Raw genomic sequence first — 17,912 nt, 5'->3', positions numbered from 1 at the left:
CCTGGCTGGCAGGACGGAGTCAGACCGCACTGCAGCTCGCCGATCAGCGGAAGGTGCGGCGGGAACAGTTTCGGCGCGAGGCGTATGCGAGATGTGTCGAACTTTTTGACCGAATATTTGGCGTTGATTACGGACTGCGGTCGTGCTGGATGGGATGCGGCGCCGCAGAGCCTGGATGAGCTCGGTGCTCAAACGGGGGCTCTGACACGGCGTGGTTTTGCCGGCCTCGCGGAGTTGTACCTACTGGGCCCTGACGCGGTAGTCGACCTGTTTGCGCGTGCTCAGAGGAACCTCGAGGAACTTGAGCGAGCCACGAAGGAGGCGCTGAGATCGCCTCGCCCATCAGATGACGGTGAGCTCTATGCGCTCATCGAGCAGCAAGCGTTGGAGGTGGGGGAGGCCTTGGCCGACTTCTGCGTGGCGGCGAGGGTTGCGCTCGATGTCCGCCGTTGACCCTCCGAGGGCCTAATCCATATCGGGTCAATCATTGTGTGACAGCGACGTTGGACACCCGGCCGCGATCCTGGGCTGATCGTCTGCTGGTGTACGGCGCTGACCGCCGGTGTACGGGGCTGGTCATGTCAGGCGTTGGTGTCACACGGTGGGGGCAACTTGACGTTTTCCGATGCTGGCGACAGAGCGGTCGAGATAAGCCCTGCCGAAATGGACCCGCGCCCCCTTGCCCAGTCCCATGTTGAGGGAAACCGTGAGGGTGGAGGCGTGAGGTGAGGAACCGCTCCATCCCTTTGTGAATGTCGAGAGGTGAAGAACCGCTCCATTCCTCGGCGAATGCCGACATGAGACCGTGCGTTGTGCGATTTCCTGCTGATCGTCCATCATCTCCCGGCGCATCCACGCCTTCAAGACCCTTCCAACCGTTATGCTCCTACCGTCCACTTCCGGTCCATCCAGAGCTTCGGACTTAAGAGCCGAAGACCCCACGCACGTCAGGGGTTTGGTACAACTGGGCTGGGAGTGCGACATGGCAGATCTGCGAAAACCGGAAGAGTCGGACAGCGACCGAGGACGTGGGCCCAACAAGGCCGAGATCTTGATCGCCATCCTCTCAGCACTAACGGCACTCGCAGGCTGCGTGGAACAGCTGGCGCGTTAGCGCCACAGGTTGGAGGGTGCCGGACGATGGCGGGCCGCTGGAATGAAGCGGGTCCGACCGTCTTCTACTCGGCCGGACCCGCTTCGACTACTCCACGCACGAACCCGGCCCTGGTGTCCAGACCAGGGCCGGGCTTCCGTGTTGGAGGCCCAGTGCGACCTCGGGTTGCTTGGTCAACCTTGGTATCCCTAACCCAGTTCGCCAATGCATCCCAAGATGCATTGTCACTATAACTGTCCTAGCTCTCGTTAGCTCTCGTTAGCTAACGGAAGCGCGCTTTATCAGCGATCTCAATAGCAGTCGCCAGTCTGCTAACACCGTGCTCGGCAACTCATACGGACCGAAGCCTAACCCGATCTCAGTCTGCTGGATCACCCCTGCTACCTGCACTTTCGCGCTACCAGACCCACCACCCACCCCGGCTCCCATCACCCCCGTGTCTTTGCGACGCTGACCGCCCCCTCGTTTGGGCCGGTGCACAACCGGCCGGGCAAGCGGCCCTGCCGCTGCGGCGTCCGCCACGCCGAGGACGCCCCGGAACTGGGCCCGCATGAAGCAGTTCCCACCGGTTGAGATCACGTTGCCCTGGAAGACACCGGACGGGCCGAAGGTGACCCGGCGGCTCATCTTCGTAGCGCCTGGGGGTAACCATGTCTGGCGTACGTCGCTGAACGCGGACGTGTGGAAGCCTGCGCTCGTCGCGGCCGGCGTCATCCCGAAGCCGGAGAACAAGGCGGCCGGTTACGCGGCGGCTCGTGAGCATGGCATGCATGCGTTGAGACACTTCTACGCGTCCGCGCTCCTGGACGGCGGCGAGAGCATCAAGGCGGTCAGCGAGTACCTCGGGCACAGCAACGCCGCCCTGACGCTACGGATCTACGCGCACCTCATGCCGGGCAGCCAGGAGCGAACTTGGACGGCAATCGCGACGGTCTACGCGAAGGCCCAACGTCCTGTCTGACGGCCCACAGACGGCCCACGGCCCCGTAGAGGCTGCCCAGCTCGGTGAAAACCGCTGGTAGATGCCTTGCGGGGCCGTCGGCTTGCTTCTCCGACCCGGAGAAGACGGCCGCCTACCTGTCCTCGGTAGCCCCCTGACCGACCTACGGGTCAGACCCCCTCGCGCGGCAGGGCCGCCAAGAAATCCGCCAGGGCGGTTGCTTCGGGCGAGGCCTCACCGCGGAGGTGGCGCTGATAGTGCCCGGCCACCAGGCGGCGAAGCTGCGCCTCGTCCGGCTCCGCGCCGGTCAGTTCGAGCCGGACCCGGTGGGGCTCGCCCGTCATGCGCAGCGGCCTGGCCGACGCGTCGAAGCCGCAGGTGTACTCGTCGGGCATCTCCCACCACGCCTCGGCGAACGCCTGATCCCTGAGGACGTACATGTGGAGGTCGTCATCGAAGAGGATCACAGGCCCGATCGGTGTAGTCACTCGTAGAGTATGGCGTCGCCCGGCACGGCGAGCGCGGGCATTTGTTCGACAGAGGGCCCACGGCGCCGTGCAAGGCGTCCAGCCGGGAGAAACCGCCCGTGGACGCCTTGCCGGCCTGCAGGTCGGCTATTTCCTCACGGTGGGGGCGGTGGCCTCGATCCCCTTCGGAGTCAAGGGAGTTGCAGTCACGCCTCTTGCGAGGTCCAGGGGCTTGTAGTCGGGTAGGGGCTTGGATTCGGGGTCTGGGCGGACTGCGCCCAGGATCGGGTTGGCCGCGATGGGGGAGAGTTTCACCGGTTCGCCCGGTCTAGGGGCCTGTACGACCATTCCCTTGCCGGCGTAGAGCGCCACGTGCGTTGCGTCGGGGAAGTAGACGATCAGGTCGCCCGGGCGGAGCCGGTCCAGTGGGACGCGGTTCAGGCGGGCCCACTGCTGCTGGCTGGTCCGGGGGATCGGGGTGCCCGCGTGCTGCCACGCCTGGGAGGTCAGCCCCGAGCAGTCGTAGGAGGCGGGCCCTTCCGCGCCCCACTCGTACGGCTTGCCGAGCTGGCCCACGGCGTAGCGCAGAGCGCGGTCGCCCTGCGGCGACGGCGCCCGTTCCTCGCCCAGCGCGCCCGACGCCACCAGCGTGGCCTGTGCCTCGGCCGTCTCGGCGCGTTCACGGTCGGCGAGGGCGGTGAGCTGGGCGGCGTTGAGCGAGGCGAGGAGCCGCTCGACGTCGTCGAGCCTGCGGCGTACGTCGTCGCGCTCCTTCTTCTTGCGTTCGGTCAGGGTGAGTTGCGCGTCGAGGGCGGCACGCGCCCGGCGGGCGAGGGCGTCGGCCTTGCGTTCGCTGCCCTCCAGCCGGCCCACCGTCTCGGCCCGCTCCCGCGCCAGCTGTCCGATCACATGCCCCTGGTCGAGGGCGCGCTGCGGGTCCCGTGCGAGCAGCAGCCGTACGTAGGGGGAGATGCCGGTGACGTTCTGGTACTGCTGCCGGGCCAGGCGTCCGGCGGCGCCCCGGCTCTCCTGGAGGGACAGCCTCGTCCTCGCCAGTTCGGCGTCGACACGCTCGGTCTCGGCCCGGCGTTCCCTCAGCTTCTCCTCGGTGGTGTTGTAGGTCTCGGTGGCCTTCTCCGCCTCCCGGTACAGCCGCTGAAGGTCCGTCAGCAGCTCGGTCACCGAGCGCCCGCCGGGCTCCGGCGGCTCGGGGACGGCCCAGACGGCCGCCGGGGCCAGCAGTACGGCCTGCGCGGCCAGCATCGTCGTCGTGCAGGCCGTGCACACCCGACGCAGCAGCCTTCCTGACACGTCATCACCTCCCGCACGGGGCGGCCCTTCCACCCCGCAGGGCGAGCATCAGGTGCGGTAGTGCGACAAGTGCGGTAAGACTGCGCGGTTCGGCGCAACGAAGTCACCCGTGCGCGTCATCCGGCTTGCCTTCCGGCCCGCCTTCCGCCCTGTCTCCCGGCGCGGTGTCGGGCTTCGACCAGGGCCAGCGGAGCCGGCTGTCCTTGCGCCCCTCGGGGTCGTACACGTACTTCCACCCTCGGGGCAGGCCCAGCTTCGCGCTGTGCCCCCGGGGTTCCCGGCGGTAGACCAGGACCGTGGGCGGGCCGCCCTCCGCGCCCGGGACGGGGATGCGGTACGTCTTCGGCGGGTGGCCGGTGGGGCCCAGCAGGACGGGGAGGACGCGGCCCTCCATCGGGCCGCCCTCGAAGGGGGTGTCTTCGCTCTTCACACCACCAGTGTCGATCAGGGCCGCTCCGCGAGCGCACCCCGGACCGCCTCGGCGGTCTGCGGATCGCGCGCGGCGGTCACCGTCATGACGGCGACGAACTGCTCCATCAGCCAGTCCCGCAGCTCGCCGGCCGGTGGCTGCTTGCCCTCGTCGAGCCAGATCAGCGAGGCCGCCTCCACGGCGGTGATCCACATCCGCACCGTCATCCGCAGCCTGGGGCCGGGCTCGGCCACGCCGAGGTGGCTGTGGATGTGCTCGGCGGCGGCGCGGCGCACGCCGTCCACGATGGCGGTCGTCCGGGACGTCTCCACGACGCTGCCGCCCTGGAGGAGCGCGCTGAACCCGGCGTCGTGCTGGTCGACGAAGGCGAGGTAGCGGTCCAGGGCGCGGGCGAGCCGGGGGAGCATGGGGCCGTCGTGGGGCTCGTCGAAGCAGTGCCGGAGCTCCTCGGCGGCGGAGCCCAGCGCGGCCTCGTACAGCTGCTGCTTGCCGCCGGGGAAGTACCGGTACACCAGCGGCCTGGACACCCCGGCGGCCTCCGCCACGTCGTCCAGCGAGACGTCCTCCGGGAGACGGTGGGCGAACAGCCCGAGCGCCGCGTCGAGCAGCTGCCTGCGCCGCTCCTCGACGCTGAGGCGACGGTAGGCGGGGGCGGCGGGGGTCATGCGTGCAGCGTAATCGCTTGCCCCGCCCGATCACCGCCGACCGCGGACGCCCACCGCGAGAACACCCACGCCGGCAGCCCCGCCACGCGGGCGGCGACCGCGCCGGCAGCCCGACCCGCGCCCACGCGGGCAGCGACCACGCGCACAGCCCCGCCCTCACGAGCAGCGATCACGCCGGCGGCTCCGCCCATGCGGGAGGCGACCACGTCGGCAGCCCCGACCGCGTCGGCAGCCCGACCCGCGCCCGCGTAGGCGGCGACCACGCGCACAGCCCCGCCCCCAAGGGCAGCGACCGCGCCCGTGGCCCCGCTCGCGCCCGCAGCGACTACGCCAGCAACCCCGACGACTTCCAAAGCCGTCGCCCGACTCCCCGCAGCACCCCGATGTCGTCCAGGAAGTCCGTCAGCCGCTTCGCCCCGGTCTGCATGACCTCCCGCCGGTGCCCGCTGGCCCGCACCTGCGCAACGGCCTCCCGCTTGTCCAGCCCGACGTTCGCGTACACCTCGGGGTTGACGAACGCGACGGAGAAGACGCGGGCGAACTCACCCGAGGTCACCCGGGTGAACTCCTGCGACCACCGCGGCGCGGTCACCATCTGCCGCCGCAGCTCCTCCCGCGCGTAGCGCACGTGCCGAGCCTCCTCCACCACATGGATCCGGGTGACGCCCCGCACCAGTGTCTGTACGCGCTCGTCGGGGAAGGTCAGCCGCTGCATCCAGTCCAGGACCTCCTCGCCGAGCAGCGTCGCGGTGAAGGAGCCCGGGGTGGTGGAGACCGTCTTGAACAGCCGGCCGAGATGCTGGTGAGCCCTGCCCACCGGGTACCAGGGCGTGCCGCCCCGCGCGATCAGCCGGGCGAACATCTTCGAGTGCCGGCACTCGTCCTCGATCTCGGTCAGCGCGTACCGCACATGCGCGCTGGTCGCCGACTTGTCGTAGATGTGCCGCACCAGCAGCTGCATCAGGATGATCTCGAACCAGATGCCCAGCGAGGCCAGCGCCGCCGCCTCGTGCTGCGACAGCAGGATCCGCTGCTCCTCGCCCATCCGCTTCCACAGCGGTGTGTCGTACAGCGACACCAGCTCCGGCGGCCAGAACCACTTGCCCTCCTCGAAGGGGGCGTCCCAGTCCAGCTCCTTGTCCGGGTCGAAGGAGTGCTTGGCGGAAGAGACGAGCAGCCGCTCGGCCACCTGCTCGCGGTCCTTGAGCAGACCGAGCGCGTCCCGCAGCCCGTCGAGCGCGTCGGCTTCCGTCTGGGTCGTCATCGCTGTTCCACCTCGTCGCACGGGGGCGTGTCCTGTCACCCGGATTCACTCGCCTCCTTATGAGACTGCCTGTCAGCAAGACCGTCAATCCCTCGCGCGGGACTTGTTCGGGCCTCCTTCACGGTCCGGCCGGCGACCGGGGGACCGGCTAGGCGGGACAGCCCAGGCCGTCGGGGACGTCGAGGGCGACGGGCTCTGCGGCCCCGGGCGGGAAGGCCGCGCGCAGGGTGAAGGCGTACGGCGTCGGGCCGTTGGTGCGCAGGTGCAGCAGGCGGGCTTCGGCCTCGGCGACGGTGGGCCGGTGTCCGGCCGGGACCCACCACAGCGTCACCATCGCCTCCTGCACCCGCTCGAACCATTCACGGCGGCGGGCCAGCATCTCCCGGTGCCGCCCCCGGTACATGAACGCGGTCAGGGCGTCGGCGTCCCGCCACACCGACATGTTGATGATGAGCCACTCGTCGCCGAAGACCGCGATCTCGGTCGCGTCACCGCCGTCGTCCTGAAGTCGCCAGACGAAGCCGTCGGCCGCGTCGGCGTCGGCGTTCACGGGGTCGAGGCTGTCGACGAAGTCCTTCAACTGCGCCGAGTCCAGAGGGGCCTTGAGGCGGGCGATGTTGACCTGGGCGAGTTCGAATGCGGCTGCGTCAGTCATGACCGAACGTTAGGTCGGTAGCGTCCGAACGCGGTAGCCGTGTCTCACGAAGCGAGCATCGGTCAGACGCAATGCCCCGGCCCGGTCAGGATTTGAGCACCGCCTCCATCACCGCCCGGGCGATCGGTGCCGCCATCCCGCCCCCGGTGATCTCTCCCCGGTTGCCCGAGGCGTCCTCCACCACCACCGCGACCGCGACCTTCGCCTGGAGATCGCGGTCGCCCTGCGCCCACGACACGAACCAGGCGTACGGCGTGCCGGCGTTGCCGATGCCGTGCTGGGCGGTGCCGGTCTTGCCGCCGACGGTCGCGCCCCGGATCGCCGCGTTCCTGCCGGTGCCCTCGCGCACCACGTCCGTCATCAACTCCCGCAGCCGGTAGGCGGTCGAGGGCCGCATCGCCTGCCGGGCCGACCGCGCACCGCCCGCCGCGAGAGTCGCCCCGCTCCACCGCGTCGTCCGCTCCACCAGGTACGGCGTGCGCACCAGCCCCCCGTTGGCGACGGCCGCCGCGACCATCGCCATCTGCAGTGGAGTGGCCCTCGTGTTGTACTGCCCGATCGAGGACAGGGCGAGCTGCGCACGGTCGACGGAGGTGTCGAAGGTGCTGCGCGCCACCGAGAACGGCACCCGCACATCGGCCGCGTTGAAACCGAACGCCTCCGCCGTCGCCGCCATGCCCCGGAGCCCCGTGTCCACTCCAAGCTTGGCGAACACCGTGTTGCACGACCACACGAACGCATCCCGCACTGTGGCGTCCTGGCACCCTTCGGCGGCGTTCACCAGACGGGTCGTCGTCCCGGGCAGGGTGTAGGGCGCGGGGGAGCGGGTCGGTGTGTCGAGGTCGCGGACCACGCCCGCGTCCAGCGCCGCCGCCGCGGTGACCACCTTGAAGGTCGACCCCGGCGGATACGTCTGCCGCACCGCCCGGTTCAGCATCGGCTTGTCCGGGTCGGCGTTCAGCCGCGCCCAGGCCCGTTCCGCCCCCGGGTCGTTCCCCGACAGCAGCGCCGGGTCGTACGACGGGGCCGACACCAGCGCCAGGATCCGCCCCGTCGACGGCTCCACCGCGGCCACCGCCCCCTTGCGCCCGGCCAGCCCCTGGTACGCCGCCCGCTGGGCACGCCCGTTGAGCGTCGTCACCACGTTCCCCGCGGGCGGCCGGGACCGGGTGAAGTCGTTCCACAGCGGGAACGCCCCGAGCAGCGGATCGACCCCGGAGAGGAGACCGTCCTCGGCGTGCTCCAGGAACGTCGTCCCGTACTCCTGCGAGGAGAACCCGGTCACCGGGGCGAACAACGGCCCGTCCGCGTAGGTGCGTTCGTAGCGCAGCTGCTCCCCGGTGTCCCGCGACCCGGTGACCGGAGCGCCGTCGACCAGGATGTCGCCGCGCGGCTGCCCGTAACGGGCGATGGACGCCCGCCGGTTGCCGGGGCTGTCGTCGTAGCGGGCGGCCTGGACGATCTGCACGCGCGCGGCGTTGACCAGCAGGGCGGCCAGCAGCAGCGCGCAGAAGACGGCCGCGTGCCGGATGTGCCGGCCCATCACCGGCGCCTCGTGCCGGCGGCTCACCGGAACCCGGGGCCCGCTCAAGTTCACGGCGCCGCCTTCCCGTCGTACTGCCGCCGCGCCGAGTCGCTCACCCGGATCAGCAGCGCCACGATCGCCCAGTTGGTGACGACCGAGGAGCCGCCCTGCGCCAGGAACGGCATCGCCATGCCGGTCAGCGGGATCAGCCCGGTCACCCCGCCCGCGATCACGAACACCTGGAGCGCGACGATCGAGGCGAGGCCGATCGCGAGCAGCCGGCCGAACGGGTCGCGCAGGGCCAGGCCGGCCCGGTAGCCGCGCTCCACCAGCAGGCCGTACAGCAGGAACAGCGCGGACAGTCCCGCCAGGCCCAGTTCCTCGCCGGCCGTCGCGAGGACGAAGTCCGACTTCACGGCGAACCCGATCAGGGTGGAGTGGCCGAGGCCCAGACCGGTGCCCAGCAGCCCGCCGGCCGCGAACGAGAAGAGGGACTGGGCGAGTTGGTTGGGCCCCCGGCCCGCCTCGATCGACGCGAAGGGGTGCAGCCAGTCCTCGACCCGGCTGTGCACGTGCGGCTCCAGCCAGCCGACGGCGACCGCGCCGAGCGCGGCCAGCAGCAGCCCCACCGCGATCCACCCGGTGCGGCCCGTGGCGACGTACAGCATGACGACGAACAGGCCGAAGAAGAGCAGCGAGGTGCCCAGATCGCGTTCCAGGACGAGTACGACCACGCTCAGCAGCCAGATCGCGACGACCGGGCCGAGGACCCGGCCCGCGGGCAGCTGCACGAACCAGATCCTGCGGCCCGCGTACGCGAGCGCCGTGCGGTTGGCGGCCAGGTACGCGGCGAAGAACACCGCGAGCAGCACCTTCGCGAACTCGCCCGGCTGGATGGAGAACCCGGCGATCCGGATCCAGATGCGGGCCCCGTTGACCGCCGGGAAGAGGATCGGCAGGGTCAGCAGGGCCAGCGCGCCGACCACGCTCACGTACGCGTACCGCTGGAGCACCCGGTGGTCGCGCAGCGCGGCCACCACGAAGGCGAACAGCGCCACGCCGAGCGTGGACCACACCAGCTGCGTCGGGGCCGCCCGGTCGCCGGGCGTCTCCAGGTCCAGCCGGTAGATCAGCACCAGGCCGATCCCGTTCAGCAGCACGCCGATGGGCAGCAGGAGGGGATCGGCGTACGGGGCGCGCATCCGGACGGCCCCGTGCGCCAGCAGTGCCAGCACGCCGAGCCCGGCGCCGTAGCCGGCGGCGCCGGGCGGGACGGCCCCGGTCCTGGCGAGGCCCACGGCGCAGTAGCCGTAGACCGAGAGCAGGACGGCCATCAGGATGAGCGTGAGTTCGACCCCGCGACGCCGGGCGAGGCGTGCGGCGGGGGCCGGGGCGTCGGCCGCCGGCGCGATGGCTTCGGCTCCGGCTCGCGTCATGTCCGGAACTTACCCAAATGGGGCTCCTTGTGAGCCTTGAACTGATCTTCGGTTCAGCACCATCGCGGCGACGAGCCGCGGGTGTCGATGTAGCGCGCGGCACCCCAGGCCCAGGTGCCGTCGGTGAGCATGTACCAGTAGCGGTTGCCCTGGACGGGCTGGCCGACGGTCTTGCAGTAGATGGAGACGACCTGGCCGCGGCGGGCGACCCGGATCACCTGGCTGCCGCGGGTCGGGGCGCTGTGCAGGAGGAGCTGGCTGATGGTGACGACGCCTCGGGTGAGGCGGTGGCCGGCCTGGTTGCCCTGGTTGTTGCCGTGCCCGTTGTCGTTGCCCTGGCCGCCCTGGTTGTTGCCGCCGTTGTTGTCGCCCTGGCCGCCTTGACCGTTGCCGTTGCCGTTGCCGTTGCCGTTGCCGTCGCCACGGCCGCCCTGACCGTTGCCGTTGCCGTCGCCGCGGCCGCCTGGGTCGTTGCCGTTCCCGTTGTCGCCCCGGCCTCCGCCACCGTTCCCGGCGTTCCCTGCGTTGCCGCCGTTTCCGTCGAAGTCTCCCCCGTTCGACGCGAAGCCCGAGCCTGTCTCGGAGGCGGACCCGAAGCCGTCGTCCGCGCCGGCCGGGGTGACGACGGCGGCGGTGGCGAGGGCGCCTGCGGCGGTGACTATGGCCAGACGGGTGAAGGCGGTGCGCAGGGACATCCGGTACCTCCATGAAGGCGGCGAAACTGACTTGTCGCCACATTAGGAGCAGCGCACGGGGCTCGCCCGTCACACTGCGCCATCGGGGAGGCCGTCCCCGCCCGGAGGAGACTGAGGCAGCGTCAGCGTGGCCACCGCCCCGCCGTCCGGCGCGTTCGCGAACGTCAGCCGCGCGCCCAGCACCTCCGCCTGGCCCACCGCGATGGTCAGCCCCAGCCCGTGCCCCTTCGCGCCGCCCTCCGTGCGGAACCGCTGCGGCCCGTGCGCCACGAGGTACTCCGGATAGCCCTCCCCGTGGTCCCGGACGGTCACCACCGGGCCGTCCACCGACAGTTCCACCGGAGCCCGGCCGTGCCGGTGCGCGTTGGAGACGAGGTTGCCCAGCACCCGCTCCAGCCGCCGCCGGTCGGTCTCCACGCGCTCGTCGCGGACCACCCTGACCTCGGTGCGCGCCCCCGACGCCCGCACCACCCGCCCGGCCAGCGCGCCCAGTTCCTCCGCGTCCAGCTCCAGCCGCTCCCGCCCGATGTCCAGCCGGGAGATCTCCAGCAGATCCTCGGTGAGCGTGCGCAGCGCCGCCACCCGGTCGCGCACCAGCTCCGTCGGCCGGCCCGGCGGCAGCAGCTCGGCCGCCGCGTGCAGACCGGTGAGCGGGGTGCGCAGCTCGTGCGCGACGTCGGCGGTGAACCGCTGCTCGCTCTGCAGTTTGCCCTGGAGCGAGGACGCCATCGAGTCCAGCGCGACGGCCACGGCGGCCACCTCGTCCTGCGGACGCGTCGGGTCCTTCGTCCGCGCGTCGTTCACGCGCGCGTCCAGATCGCCGGCGGTGATCCGCCTGGCCACCCGGGCGGTGGTGTGCAGCCGCCGGGTCACCCGGCTCACGGCGAACGCGCCGACCAGCAGCGTCGCCCCGATCGCCGTGACCGACGACCACAGGATCGCGTTGTCCAGCCCCTCGATCGTGCGCGCCTGCTGGTTGTAGTCGACGGCCACGGCCAGCGTCCGCCCGCCGTCGGCCGGGCCCGCCGCCCACATCACCGGGCGGCCCCGGTGGACGGCGACCATCGTGCCGCGCTCCCCGTGCGCCGCGAGCTCACGCAGCGCCGTGGGCAGGCCCGCCGGGTCCACCCCGGCCCCCGGCCGCAGCGCGTCCCCGGCCTCGTACGCCGCTGTGGCGTCCGTCAGCCGGGACAGCGCGAGGTCGCGGGCCTGCCCCACGGTCTGGTCGGTGACCTGCACGTGCACCAGGACACCGAGCAGCGCGGCCAGGGCGCAGCACATCACCGTGATGAAGACGGCCGCCTTCACCGCCAGCGTGCCGGCCCACTGGGGGAGCAGGGGTCTCATCGCCCGCTCGCCGAGGACGACGCGGACGCCGGCGGGGTGACGCCGGGCGCGGGCTGCACGGAGGGCACAGACCTCGACGGCGAGGCCGGCGAGGTCGGCGACTTGTGCGCGCGGGTGCCGGGCGTGCGCTTCGCGCCGTCGGACCGCAGCATCTCGTCGTGGGTGAGAAGCATCGCCTTCTGCTCCGGGTCCCAGGTCCACTGGAGCCGGTACTCGTAGTCGGCGAGGTCGGAGGGCGAGCGGATGATCACCGACCGCCCGGCCAGCTCGACCGCGCTGACCGCGTCCTCCCACGCCATCACCCGCACCAGCCGGTCCCGCTCGACGGTGTACACGCGTACGGCGGTCAGGTCGCCCGGCAGCAGCCGGAAGCCGAGGGTCAGCTCGGGGCGGCCGTCGCCGGTGAGGTCCCGGTAGTAGGGCGCGAGGAGGGGGCAGCGACTCGCGGCGTCGCTGGCTCCCCCCGCGCGGGCGGCGCAGTCGGCCATCCGGGCGGTGGTCCCGCGGTAGGACGCCGAGTCGCCCTGGTACTCGTCGGGATGCGCGGCGATCTCGGCGCGGACGACGGCGACCGGGTCCACCTCGCGGATGTCGCCGTGGGGCACGGCCACGCCCTTGATCGTCTCGGTGTCCGCCTCGTCGATGGCCCAGGCCGGACTGGACGCCGGCTTCAGCGTCGGCCAGAGCCGGGCCGGGCTGATGGCGGTCGGCGTCGCACCCGCGCCGCGCAGCCCGCCGGCGTCGCCGCAGGCCGCGGTGACCGACGCCAGCAGGGCGACGGACGCGACGGCGAGAGCGGGACGTCTGAGGGACACGGGGCTCCTGTGATCATGCGGTGATGCCCCGTCCACCTTATTCGTATTAGTCGTACGAACGTGTGGGAGACCTTCGGGGGCGCTGCCGGTGGGGCCCCGCCTCGGGAGGCGCTGCCGCTGGAGCCGCGTGAGACGCCGCCGGAGAAACGATTACTCCGCGAGCTCCTCCAGCAGCCGAGCGGTCGACAGCCCCGCCTTGAGGTATTCGACGAACAGCTCGTTGTGCAGGGCCCACGGCGAGCGCCGCGACCGTATCAGCCGGATCGCCGCATCGGCCGAATCCCCCCGCAGCATCAGGGCGTGCGCGACGACCAGCCCCGACCGGTTGTAGCCGTGCCAGCAGCGGACGAGGACCGTACGCCCGCCGTCCAGCGCCTCGCACGCCGCCTGCGCCAGCCGCATCACCCCGGCGAGCTGGGTGCCGTCCAGCGGTCCGTCGGGGATCGGCCACACCTGGTGCGGGACGCCCGGGTCCGGGCCGTGTCCGGGCAGCCGCAGCAGCGTCTGGACGAGATCGAACTCGTCCCGCGCCACCGCGAACTGCCGTTGCCCGGCACGCCCGCGGAACTCGTGCCCGCCCATCCACAGGCCGGGCACGATCTCGTTCCACGGCGCGTCCGGCGAAGGCACTCCGGACTGGTTCCTGCGGGTCCGCAACGACGCCTCCCCAACCTCGCTCCGTCCCGTCACGGGTGACTGCCCCGCCCCGCCCGGAGGTATGCGCCTTCTTGCCCCTGAAGCGCCCCTGCTGTTCCCATGGTCATGGGGTGATGCTGCATGAGCGGACTGCGCGTCGTACCGACCTGGCGGCACGGCCGGGAGCGGCTCTACGTCTGCCTGGCCGACGGCCGGAACATCGCCTGGTACGACCGTGAGGCCGGCCGGGTGAACGTCCTCGCCGACGACCGCCGCGAGGACGTCCTCGAGGTGCTCGGCCCCTTCCTGAGCGGCTCGGTCACCGTGGGCCCGCCCCCGGTCCCCACGCCCGCCGAGCTGGCCCGCCTCGCCCTGCCGCCCGACGACGACCTGGCCCCCAACCGTCCCGGCGAGGCCCTGCTCATCGACCTCGACCGCGACCCCGGCCCCGCCCACCGGCTGCGGCCCGACCCGCGCCGGCGCGCGCTCGCCGCCGAGCAGGCCGTCGGCGACGCGCTGGACCGGCTGGACGGCGCGGGCTGGCACACCCTGCACTCCGTCCCGCTGCCCGGCGGCGACCGCATCCACCACCTCGTCATCGGCCCCGGCGGCCTCTTCGCCGTCCACGCGCTGTACGCCCGCCGGCGGCGCGTGCTCGTCGCCGACCCCGAGGTCGCCGTGGGCCGCCGTGACCCGCGGCCCCTGCTGCGCCGCGTCCGCGCCGACGCCGACCGCGCCTCCCACGCCCTGACGGCCGAGGTCCGCCCGGTCCTCGCGCTGGTCGAACCGGCGGACGTCCGCATCACCACACCCCCGAGACAGGTCAGCGTCCTGACCGCCACGGAACTGCGGAGCCTGATCCGCACAGGCGCGACCCTGAAACCGGCCGACATCGAGGCCCTTCACGCCATGGCCCGGGCCAGACCCACCTGGACCTGAAGCCCCCGCACAGCCGCACACTCGGGGGCAGTCGTGCCGCACGGCGGCACGGATGGGCGCGACGGCACGGGTGGCGCGGCGGCACGGGTGGGCGCGACGGCACCCCGTCCACGCCGGGCCGCGCACCTCCGGCCCCCGCGCCGCCCGGACCGCCCCCGCTCACTCAGGGCACCTCCGCCGCCCCCGCCTCGAACAACGGCCCCAGCAGATCCCCGTGCTCACGGACCCGCGCGCTCACGTCCTCCGCCCGGAACACCAGCTCCTCCGGCCGCCCGCACGCCTCCACCTCCTCCCACCCCACCGGCGCGGACACCGTCGGCTCCGCCCGCGCCCGCAACGTGTACGGCGTGGCCGTGGTCTTGCGGGCCGCGTTCTGGCTCCAGTCCACGAACACCTTCCCTGGCCGCAGACTCCGCGTCATCCGGTGCACCACCAGCAAGGGCATCTCCCGCTCCGCCTCCACCGCGAGCCGCTTGGCGTACTCCGTGACCCGTTCGGACGACGCCCCCCGCACCGACGCCACCAGGTGCAGCCCCTTCGACCCCGACGTCTTGGCGTACGCCTCGATCCCGTCGCCCGCCAGCCGCTCCCGCAGCCACAGCGCGACCTCGCAGCACTCGACCACGGTCGCGGGCGCGCCGGGATCGAGGTCGAAGACGATCCGGTCGGCCTCCCCGGGGTCCTGGATCACCCACTGGGGCGTATGGAACTCGGTGACGAGGTTCGCCGCCCACATCAGGCTCGCCAGGTCCTGGACCAGCACCATCCGCGCCGGCCCCTCCGCCCTCGGCACCCGCGCCGTCGCGACCCACTCGGGTGTGCCCGGCGGCACGTTCTTGGCGAAGAACAGCTGTCCGTCGGGCCCGTCCGGGTAGCGCAGGAAGGACACCGGCCGGTCGCGCAGATGGGGCAGCAGGGCCCCGGCGACCGTGGCGTAGTAGTGCAGCACCTCGCCCTTGGTGAAACCGGTCGCCGGATACAGCACCTTCTCCAGGTTGCTGAGCGCCAGCCGTCGCCCCTCCACCTCTGTGATCGGCGTCATACCATGAGAATCACACGAAACCGGTACATACAGGTACAGGCAGGCGGTGCACCCCGCGCCCGTCAGGAAGGTGCTGCACGTGCGATCCATCTGGAACGGCGCCATCTCCTTCGGACTCGTCAGCATCCCCATCAAGCTGGTGAACGCCACCGAGAGCCACTCCATCTCCTTCCGCCAGATCCACACCGAGGACGGCGGCCGCATCCGCTACCGCAAGGTGTGCGAACTGGAGGACCGCGAGGTGAGCCAGGGCGAGATCGGCAAGGGGTACGAGGACGCGGACGGCACGATCATCCCGATCACCGACGAGGACCTGGCCCACCTGCCCCTCCCGACCGCGAAGACGATCGAGATCGTCGCCTTCGTGCCGGCCGACCGGATCGACCCGCTCCAGATGGACGCCGCGTACTACCTCCAGGCGGGCGGCGCCCCGGCCGCCAAGCCGTACACCCTGCTCCGGGAGGCGCTCAAGCGCAGCCACAAGGTGGCGATCGCCAAGTACGCGCTGCGCGGGCGGGAGCGGCTGGGCATGCTCCGCGTGGTCGGCGAGGCCATCGCCATGCACGGCCTGCTGTGGCCGGACGAGGTCCGCGCCCCGGAGGGCGTCGCCCCGGACACCTCCGTCACCGTCCGCGACCAGGAACTCGACCTCGCGGACGCGCTGATGGACACCCTCGGCGAGGTCGACCTCGCCGACCTGCACGACGAGTACCGCGAGGCGATCGAGGAGGTCGTCGCCGCGAAGGCCGCGGGCGAGACCCCGCCCGAGGCCCCCGCTCCCGCGACCGGCGGCCGGGTGCTGGACCTGATGGCGGCCCTGGAGAACAGCGTGCGGGCGGCGAAGGAGTCCCGGGGCGAGTCGACCGCGACCGAGAAGGCCGAGGTCAGACACCTGCCGCCGGGGAAGTCGGCCCGTACGGCGCCGAAGCAGACGGGCGGCAAGAAGTCGACGTCGACGGCGAAGAAGACGACGGCGGCCAAGAAGACGGCGGCCGCGAAGCAGACCAAGTCTGCCCAGAGCGCCGGCGGAGCGAAGAAGTCCACGTCGACGGCGAAGAGCACGGCCGCCAAGAAGACGGCGGCGAAGAAGACGACGTCGACGGCGAAGAAGGCGGCGGGCCGCAAACGCACGGCGTGACCCGAGTCCGCCGGCGGGGGCGGGCCCCACCCGAGGTCACGCGGCCTCCTCCAGCGCGCCCCCCTGCGCCCGCCCTTGCGCGGTCCGCCCCCGCACCCCCGTCCCCCCGCCCCCGGCCGTCAGCACCAGCACCGTGCCCACGGCCAACCCCGCCGCGCCCCACACCGGGAACCTCCCCCCGTACGCGAACCCGTGCCCCGCGAAGTACGTCAGCGCCCAGACGCTCAGGCCGAGACCGGCCCAGAGCCGCCAGGCCCACCGGGACCCGGCGTCGGCGCGAGAGCCGCCGGCCTCCGGTGAGGCCCGCCGACGCTCCAGTGAGGCCAGCCGGCGCTCCAGGGGGACGAGCAGTCGCACCACGCCCACCAGCACCACCCCCAGCACCAGCAGCCAGGGCCCCCGCCACCCCCACCACGCCGCCGAGCCGAAAGCGGGCTGCGGGGCGAGCCCTGTCAGATAGAAGGCGGCGGCGATCACCAGCACCGGCACCATGTGCCACAGGTACAGCGTCATGCTGACGGCCCCCGTCGCCCGCACCGCCCGCCACAGCCGCTCCCGCTCCAGCAGCCGCCGCATCACCGGCGCGACGAGCAGACACGCGCCGACCTGCCCGACCGCCCACGCCAGCATGGCCGCCGACGGCGGATTCGTGTTGCTCGGATCCTGCCCCGTCACGAGGATCAGGCTGACCGGGAACGGACCGAACCCGACGAGCGCGGCGAACGCGGACCACCCCCCGACGGTCATCGCCACCGCCACCCGCCGCCTCCCCACACCCGCCGGCCCGTCCCGCAGGCAGAACCCGAGCTGGTAGACCACACCCCACACGAGCACGTGGTCGAGGGCCCCGACGTACGGCACTCCCGCCGCGAGATCCAGCACCCCGACGAGCAGCGCCAGACCGGCCGTCCCCACCGGGGCGAGCGCACCCCACCGCAGATGCAGGGCGTACAGCGCCGGAGTCAGCGCGCTGAGCAGCAGATACACCGGCAGGAACCAGAACTGCATGGCCAGCGCCCACCCCACCAGCGCCAGCGTGACCGGATCCACGCCGAGCGCGGCGCACACCGCGACGGCGACGAGCACGAGCCCGCTGTAGACGCCGGTCGGCAGCAGCAGCCGCACCGCCCGCCGCCCCACCCACCCCGCGACGGTGACCCCCCGCTCCCGTGCCCCCGCCCAGGACCCGCCCGCCGCACAGCCGCCGGCGAAGAAGAACAGCGGCATGATCTGGAACCCCAGCGTCAGCCACTGGGTCCACGGCACGGTCGCCAGCAGCTCCGGCGCGGTGATCGACCCGTCCGGCTGCCGGACCAGCCCGGTGATCACCCAGTGCCCGAGCACCACGAGCACGATGGCCCACGCGCGCAGGAAGTCCACGTACCGGTCCCGTTCCATGCCCCGGATGCTCCCCGCTCCCCGACTCCCCGTCCCCGGAAAGTCCTTGTCGCAACCAACCCGTGGCCGGGACGACACCGTCGGCGCTCTTTCCC

Annotated in this window: 16 protein-coding genes and 1 pseudogene; 3 read left to right on the top strand and 14 right to left on the bottom strand. The window is 72.1% G+C overall.

All coding sequences use genetic code 11. The features are described 5' to 3' along the window. Positions 1 to 1,658: 1,658 nt before the first annotated feature. Positions 1,659 to 2,075: pseudogene (locus EV567_RS24215) on the top strand (tyrosine-type recombinase/integrase); the annotation flags it as partial. Between the two features lie 149 nt (positions 2,076 to 2,224). Here the strand turns inward: EV567_RS24215 and EV567_RS24210 are convergent. The 12 genes from EV567_RS24210 to EV567_RS24155 form a co-directional block, all read right to left on the bottom strand. After that, on the bottom strand, positions 2,225 to 2,542 hold the full coding sequence (locus EV567_RS24210) for a hypothetical protein (RefSeq protein WP_130443586.1): 318 nt from the start codon (positions 2,540 to 2,542) through the stop codon (positions 2,225 to 2,227). A 126-nt stretch (positions 2,543 to 2,668) separates the two neighbouring features. Beyond that, positions 2,669 to 3,832 carry a C40 family peptidase gene (locus EV567_RS24205; protein ID WP_242620985.1) on the bottom strand — a complete coding sequence of 388 codons (1,164 nt, stop codon included), beginning with the start codon at positions 3,830 to 3,832 and terminating at the stop codon, positions 2,669 to 2,671. Between the two features lie 103 nt (positions 3,833 to 3,935). After that, positions 3,936 to 4,262: a hypothetical protein gene (locus tag EV567_RS24200; RefSeq protein WP_130443584.1), complete on the bottom strand. Its 327-nt coding sequence runs from the start codon at positions 4,260 to 4,262 to the stop codon at positions 3,936 to 3,938. 14 nt (positions 4,263 to 4,276) lie between these two features. Continuing rightward, complete coding sequence (locus tag EV567_RS24195; RefSeq protein WP_130443582.1) at positions 4,277 to 4,927, bottom strand: TetR/AcrR family transcriptional regulator; 651 nt, start codon at positions 4,925 to 4,927, stop codon at positions 4,277 to 4,279. A 325-nt stretch (positions 4,928 to 5,252) separates the two neighbouring features. Continuing rightward, a complete protein-coding gene (locus EV567_RS24190) occupies positions 5,253 to 6,191 on the bottom strand; it encodes a diiron oxygenase (RefSeq protein WP_130443580.1) in 939 nt (312 codons plus the stop codon). A 148-nt stretch (positions 6,192 to 6,339) separates the two neighbouring features. Continuing rightward, a complete protein-coding gene (locus EV567_RS24185; protein ID WP_130443578.1) occupies positions 6,340 to 6,846 on the bottom strand; it encodes a DUF3291 domain-containing protein in 507 nt (168 codons plus the stop codon). A gap of 85 nt (positions 6,847 to 6,931) precedes the next feature. Then, positions 6,932 to 8,389, bottom strand: a complete 1,458-nt coding sequence (locus EV567_RS24180) for a penicillin-binding transpeptidase domain-containing protein (RefSeq protein ID WP_130443919.1) — start codon at positions 8,387 to 8,389, stop codon at positions 6,932 to 6,934. A 50-nt stretch (positions 8,390 to 8,439) separates the two neighbouring features. After that, a complete protein-coding gene (locus EV567_RS24175; protein ID WP_130443576.1) occupies positions 8,440 to 9,807 on the bottom strand; it encodes an FtsW/RodA/SpoVE family cell cycle protein in 1,368 nt (455 codons plus the stop codon). Positions 9,808 to 9,860: 53 nt separating this feature from the next. Further along, positions 9,861 to 10,502 carry an SH3 domain-containing protein gene (locus tag EV567_RS24170; protein WP_130443574.1) on the bottom strand — a complete coding sequence of 214 codons (642 nt, stop codon included), beginning with the start codon at positions 10,500 to 10,502 and terminating at the stop codon, positions 9,861 to 9,863. Between the two features lie 69 nt (positions 10,503 to 10,571). Then, a complete protein-coding gene (locus EV567_RS24165) occupies positions 10,572 to 11,849 on the bottom strand; it encodes an ATP-binding protein (RefSeq protein WP_130443572.1) in 1,278 nt (425 codons plus the stop codon). Then, positions 11,846 to 12,664 carry a hypothetical protein gene (locus EV567_RS24160; RefSeq protein ID WP_130443570.1) on the bottom strand — a complete coding sequence of 273 codons (819 nt, stop codon included), beginning with the start codon at positions 12,662 to 12,664 and terminating at the stop codon, positions 11,846 to 11,848. The genes EV567_RS24165 and EV567_RS24160 overlap by 4 nt, the downstream gene beginning before the upstream one ends. A gap of 150 nt (positions 12,665 to 12,814) precedes the next feature. Next, complete coding sequence (locus tag EV567_RS24155; RefSeq protein WP_130443568.1) at positions 12,815 to 13,321, bottom strand: dual specificity protein phosphatase family protein; 507 nt, start codon at positions 13,319 to 13,321, stop codon at positions 12,815 to 12,817. A 120-nt stretch (positions 13,322 to 13,441) separates the two neighbouring features. On the opposite strand from EV567_RS24155, the gene EV567_RS24150 reads away from it, so the two are divergent. After that, positions 13,442 to 14,239: a nuclease-related domain-containing protein gene (locus EV567_RS24150; RefSeq protein ID WP_130443566.1), complete on the top strand. Its 798-nt coding sequence runs from the start codon at positions 13,442 to 13,444 to the stop codon at positions 14,237 to 14,239. A 163-nt stretch (positions 14,240 to 14,402) separates the two neighbouring features. Here the strand turns inward: EV567_RS24150 and ligD are convergent, their stop codons facing one another. Beyond that, on the bottom strand, positions 14,403 to 15,281 hold the full coding sequence (gene ligD / locus EV567_RS24145; RefSeq protein ID WP_130443564.1) for a non-homologous end-joining DNA ligase: 879 nt from the start codon (positions 15,279 to 15,281) through the stop codon (positions 14,403 to 14,405). A 79-nt stretch (positions 15,282 to 15,360) separates the two neighbouring features. Between ligD and EV567_RS24140 the strand changes: the two genes are divergently transcribed. Continuing rightward, positions 15,361 to 16,419, top strand: a complete 1,059-nt coding sequence (locus EV567_RS24140; protein ID WP_130443562.1) for a Ku protein — start codon at positions 15,361 to 15,363, stop codon at positions 16,417 to 16,419. 36 nt (positions 16,420 to 16,455) lie between these two features. Here EV567_RS24140 and EV567_RS24135 read toward each other — a convergent pair whose 3' ends face one another. Continuing rightward, positions 16,456 to 17,817, bottom strand: coding sequence for an acyltransferase (locus tag EV567_RS24135; RefSeq protein ID WP_130443560.1), 1,362 nt, complete (start codon positions 17,815 to 17,817; stop codon positions 16,456 to 16,458). Positions 17,818 to 17,912 lie beyond the last annotated feature (95 nt).

This window comes from Streptomyces sp. BK239 (genome assembly GCF_004217285.1).
In the GTDB taxonomy this organism is placed as follows: Bacteria; Actinomycetota; Actinomycetes; order Streptomycetales; family Streptomycetaceae; genus Streptomyces.
Note: the sequence above shows the minus strand (reverse complement) of the source record. Positions and strands in the feature narration are given on the sequence as shown.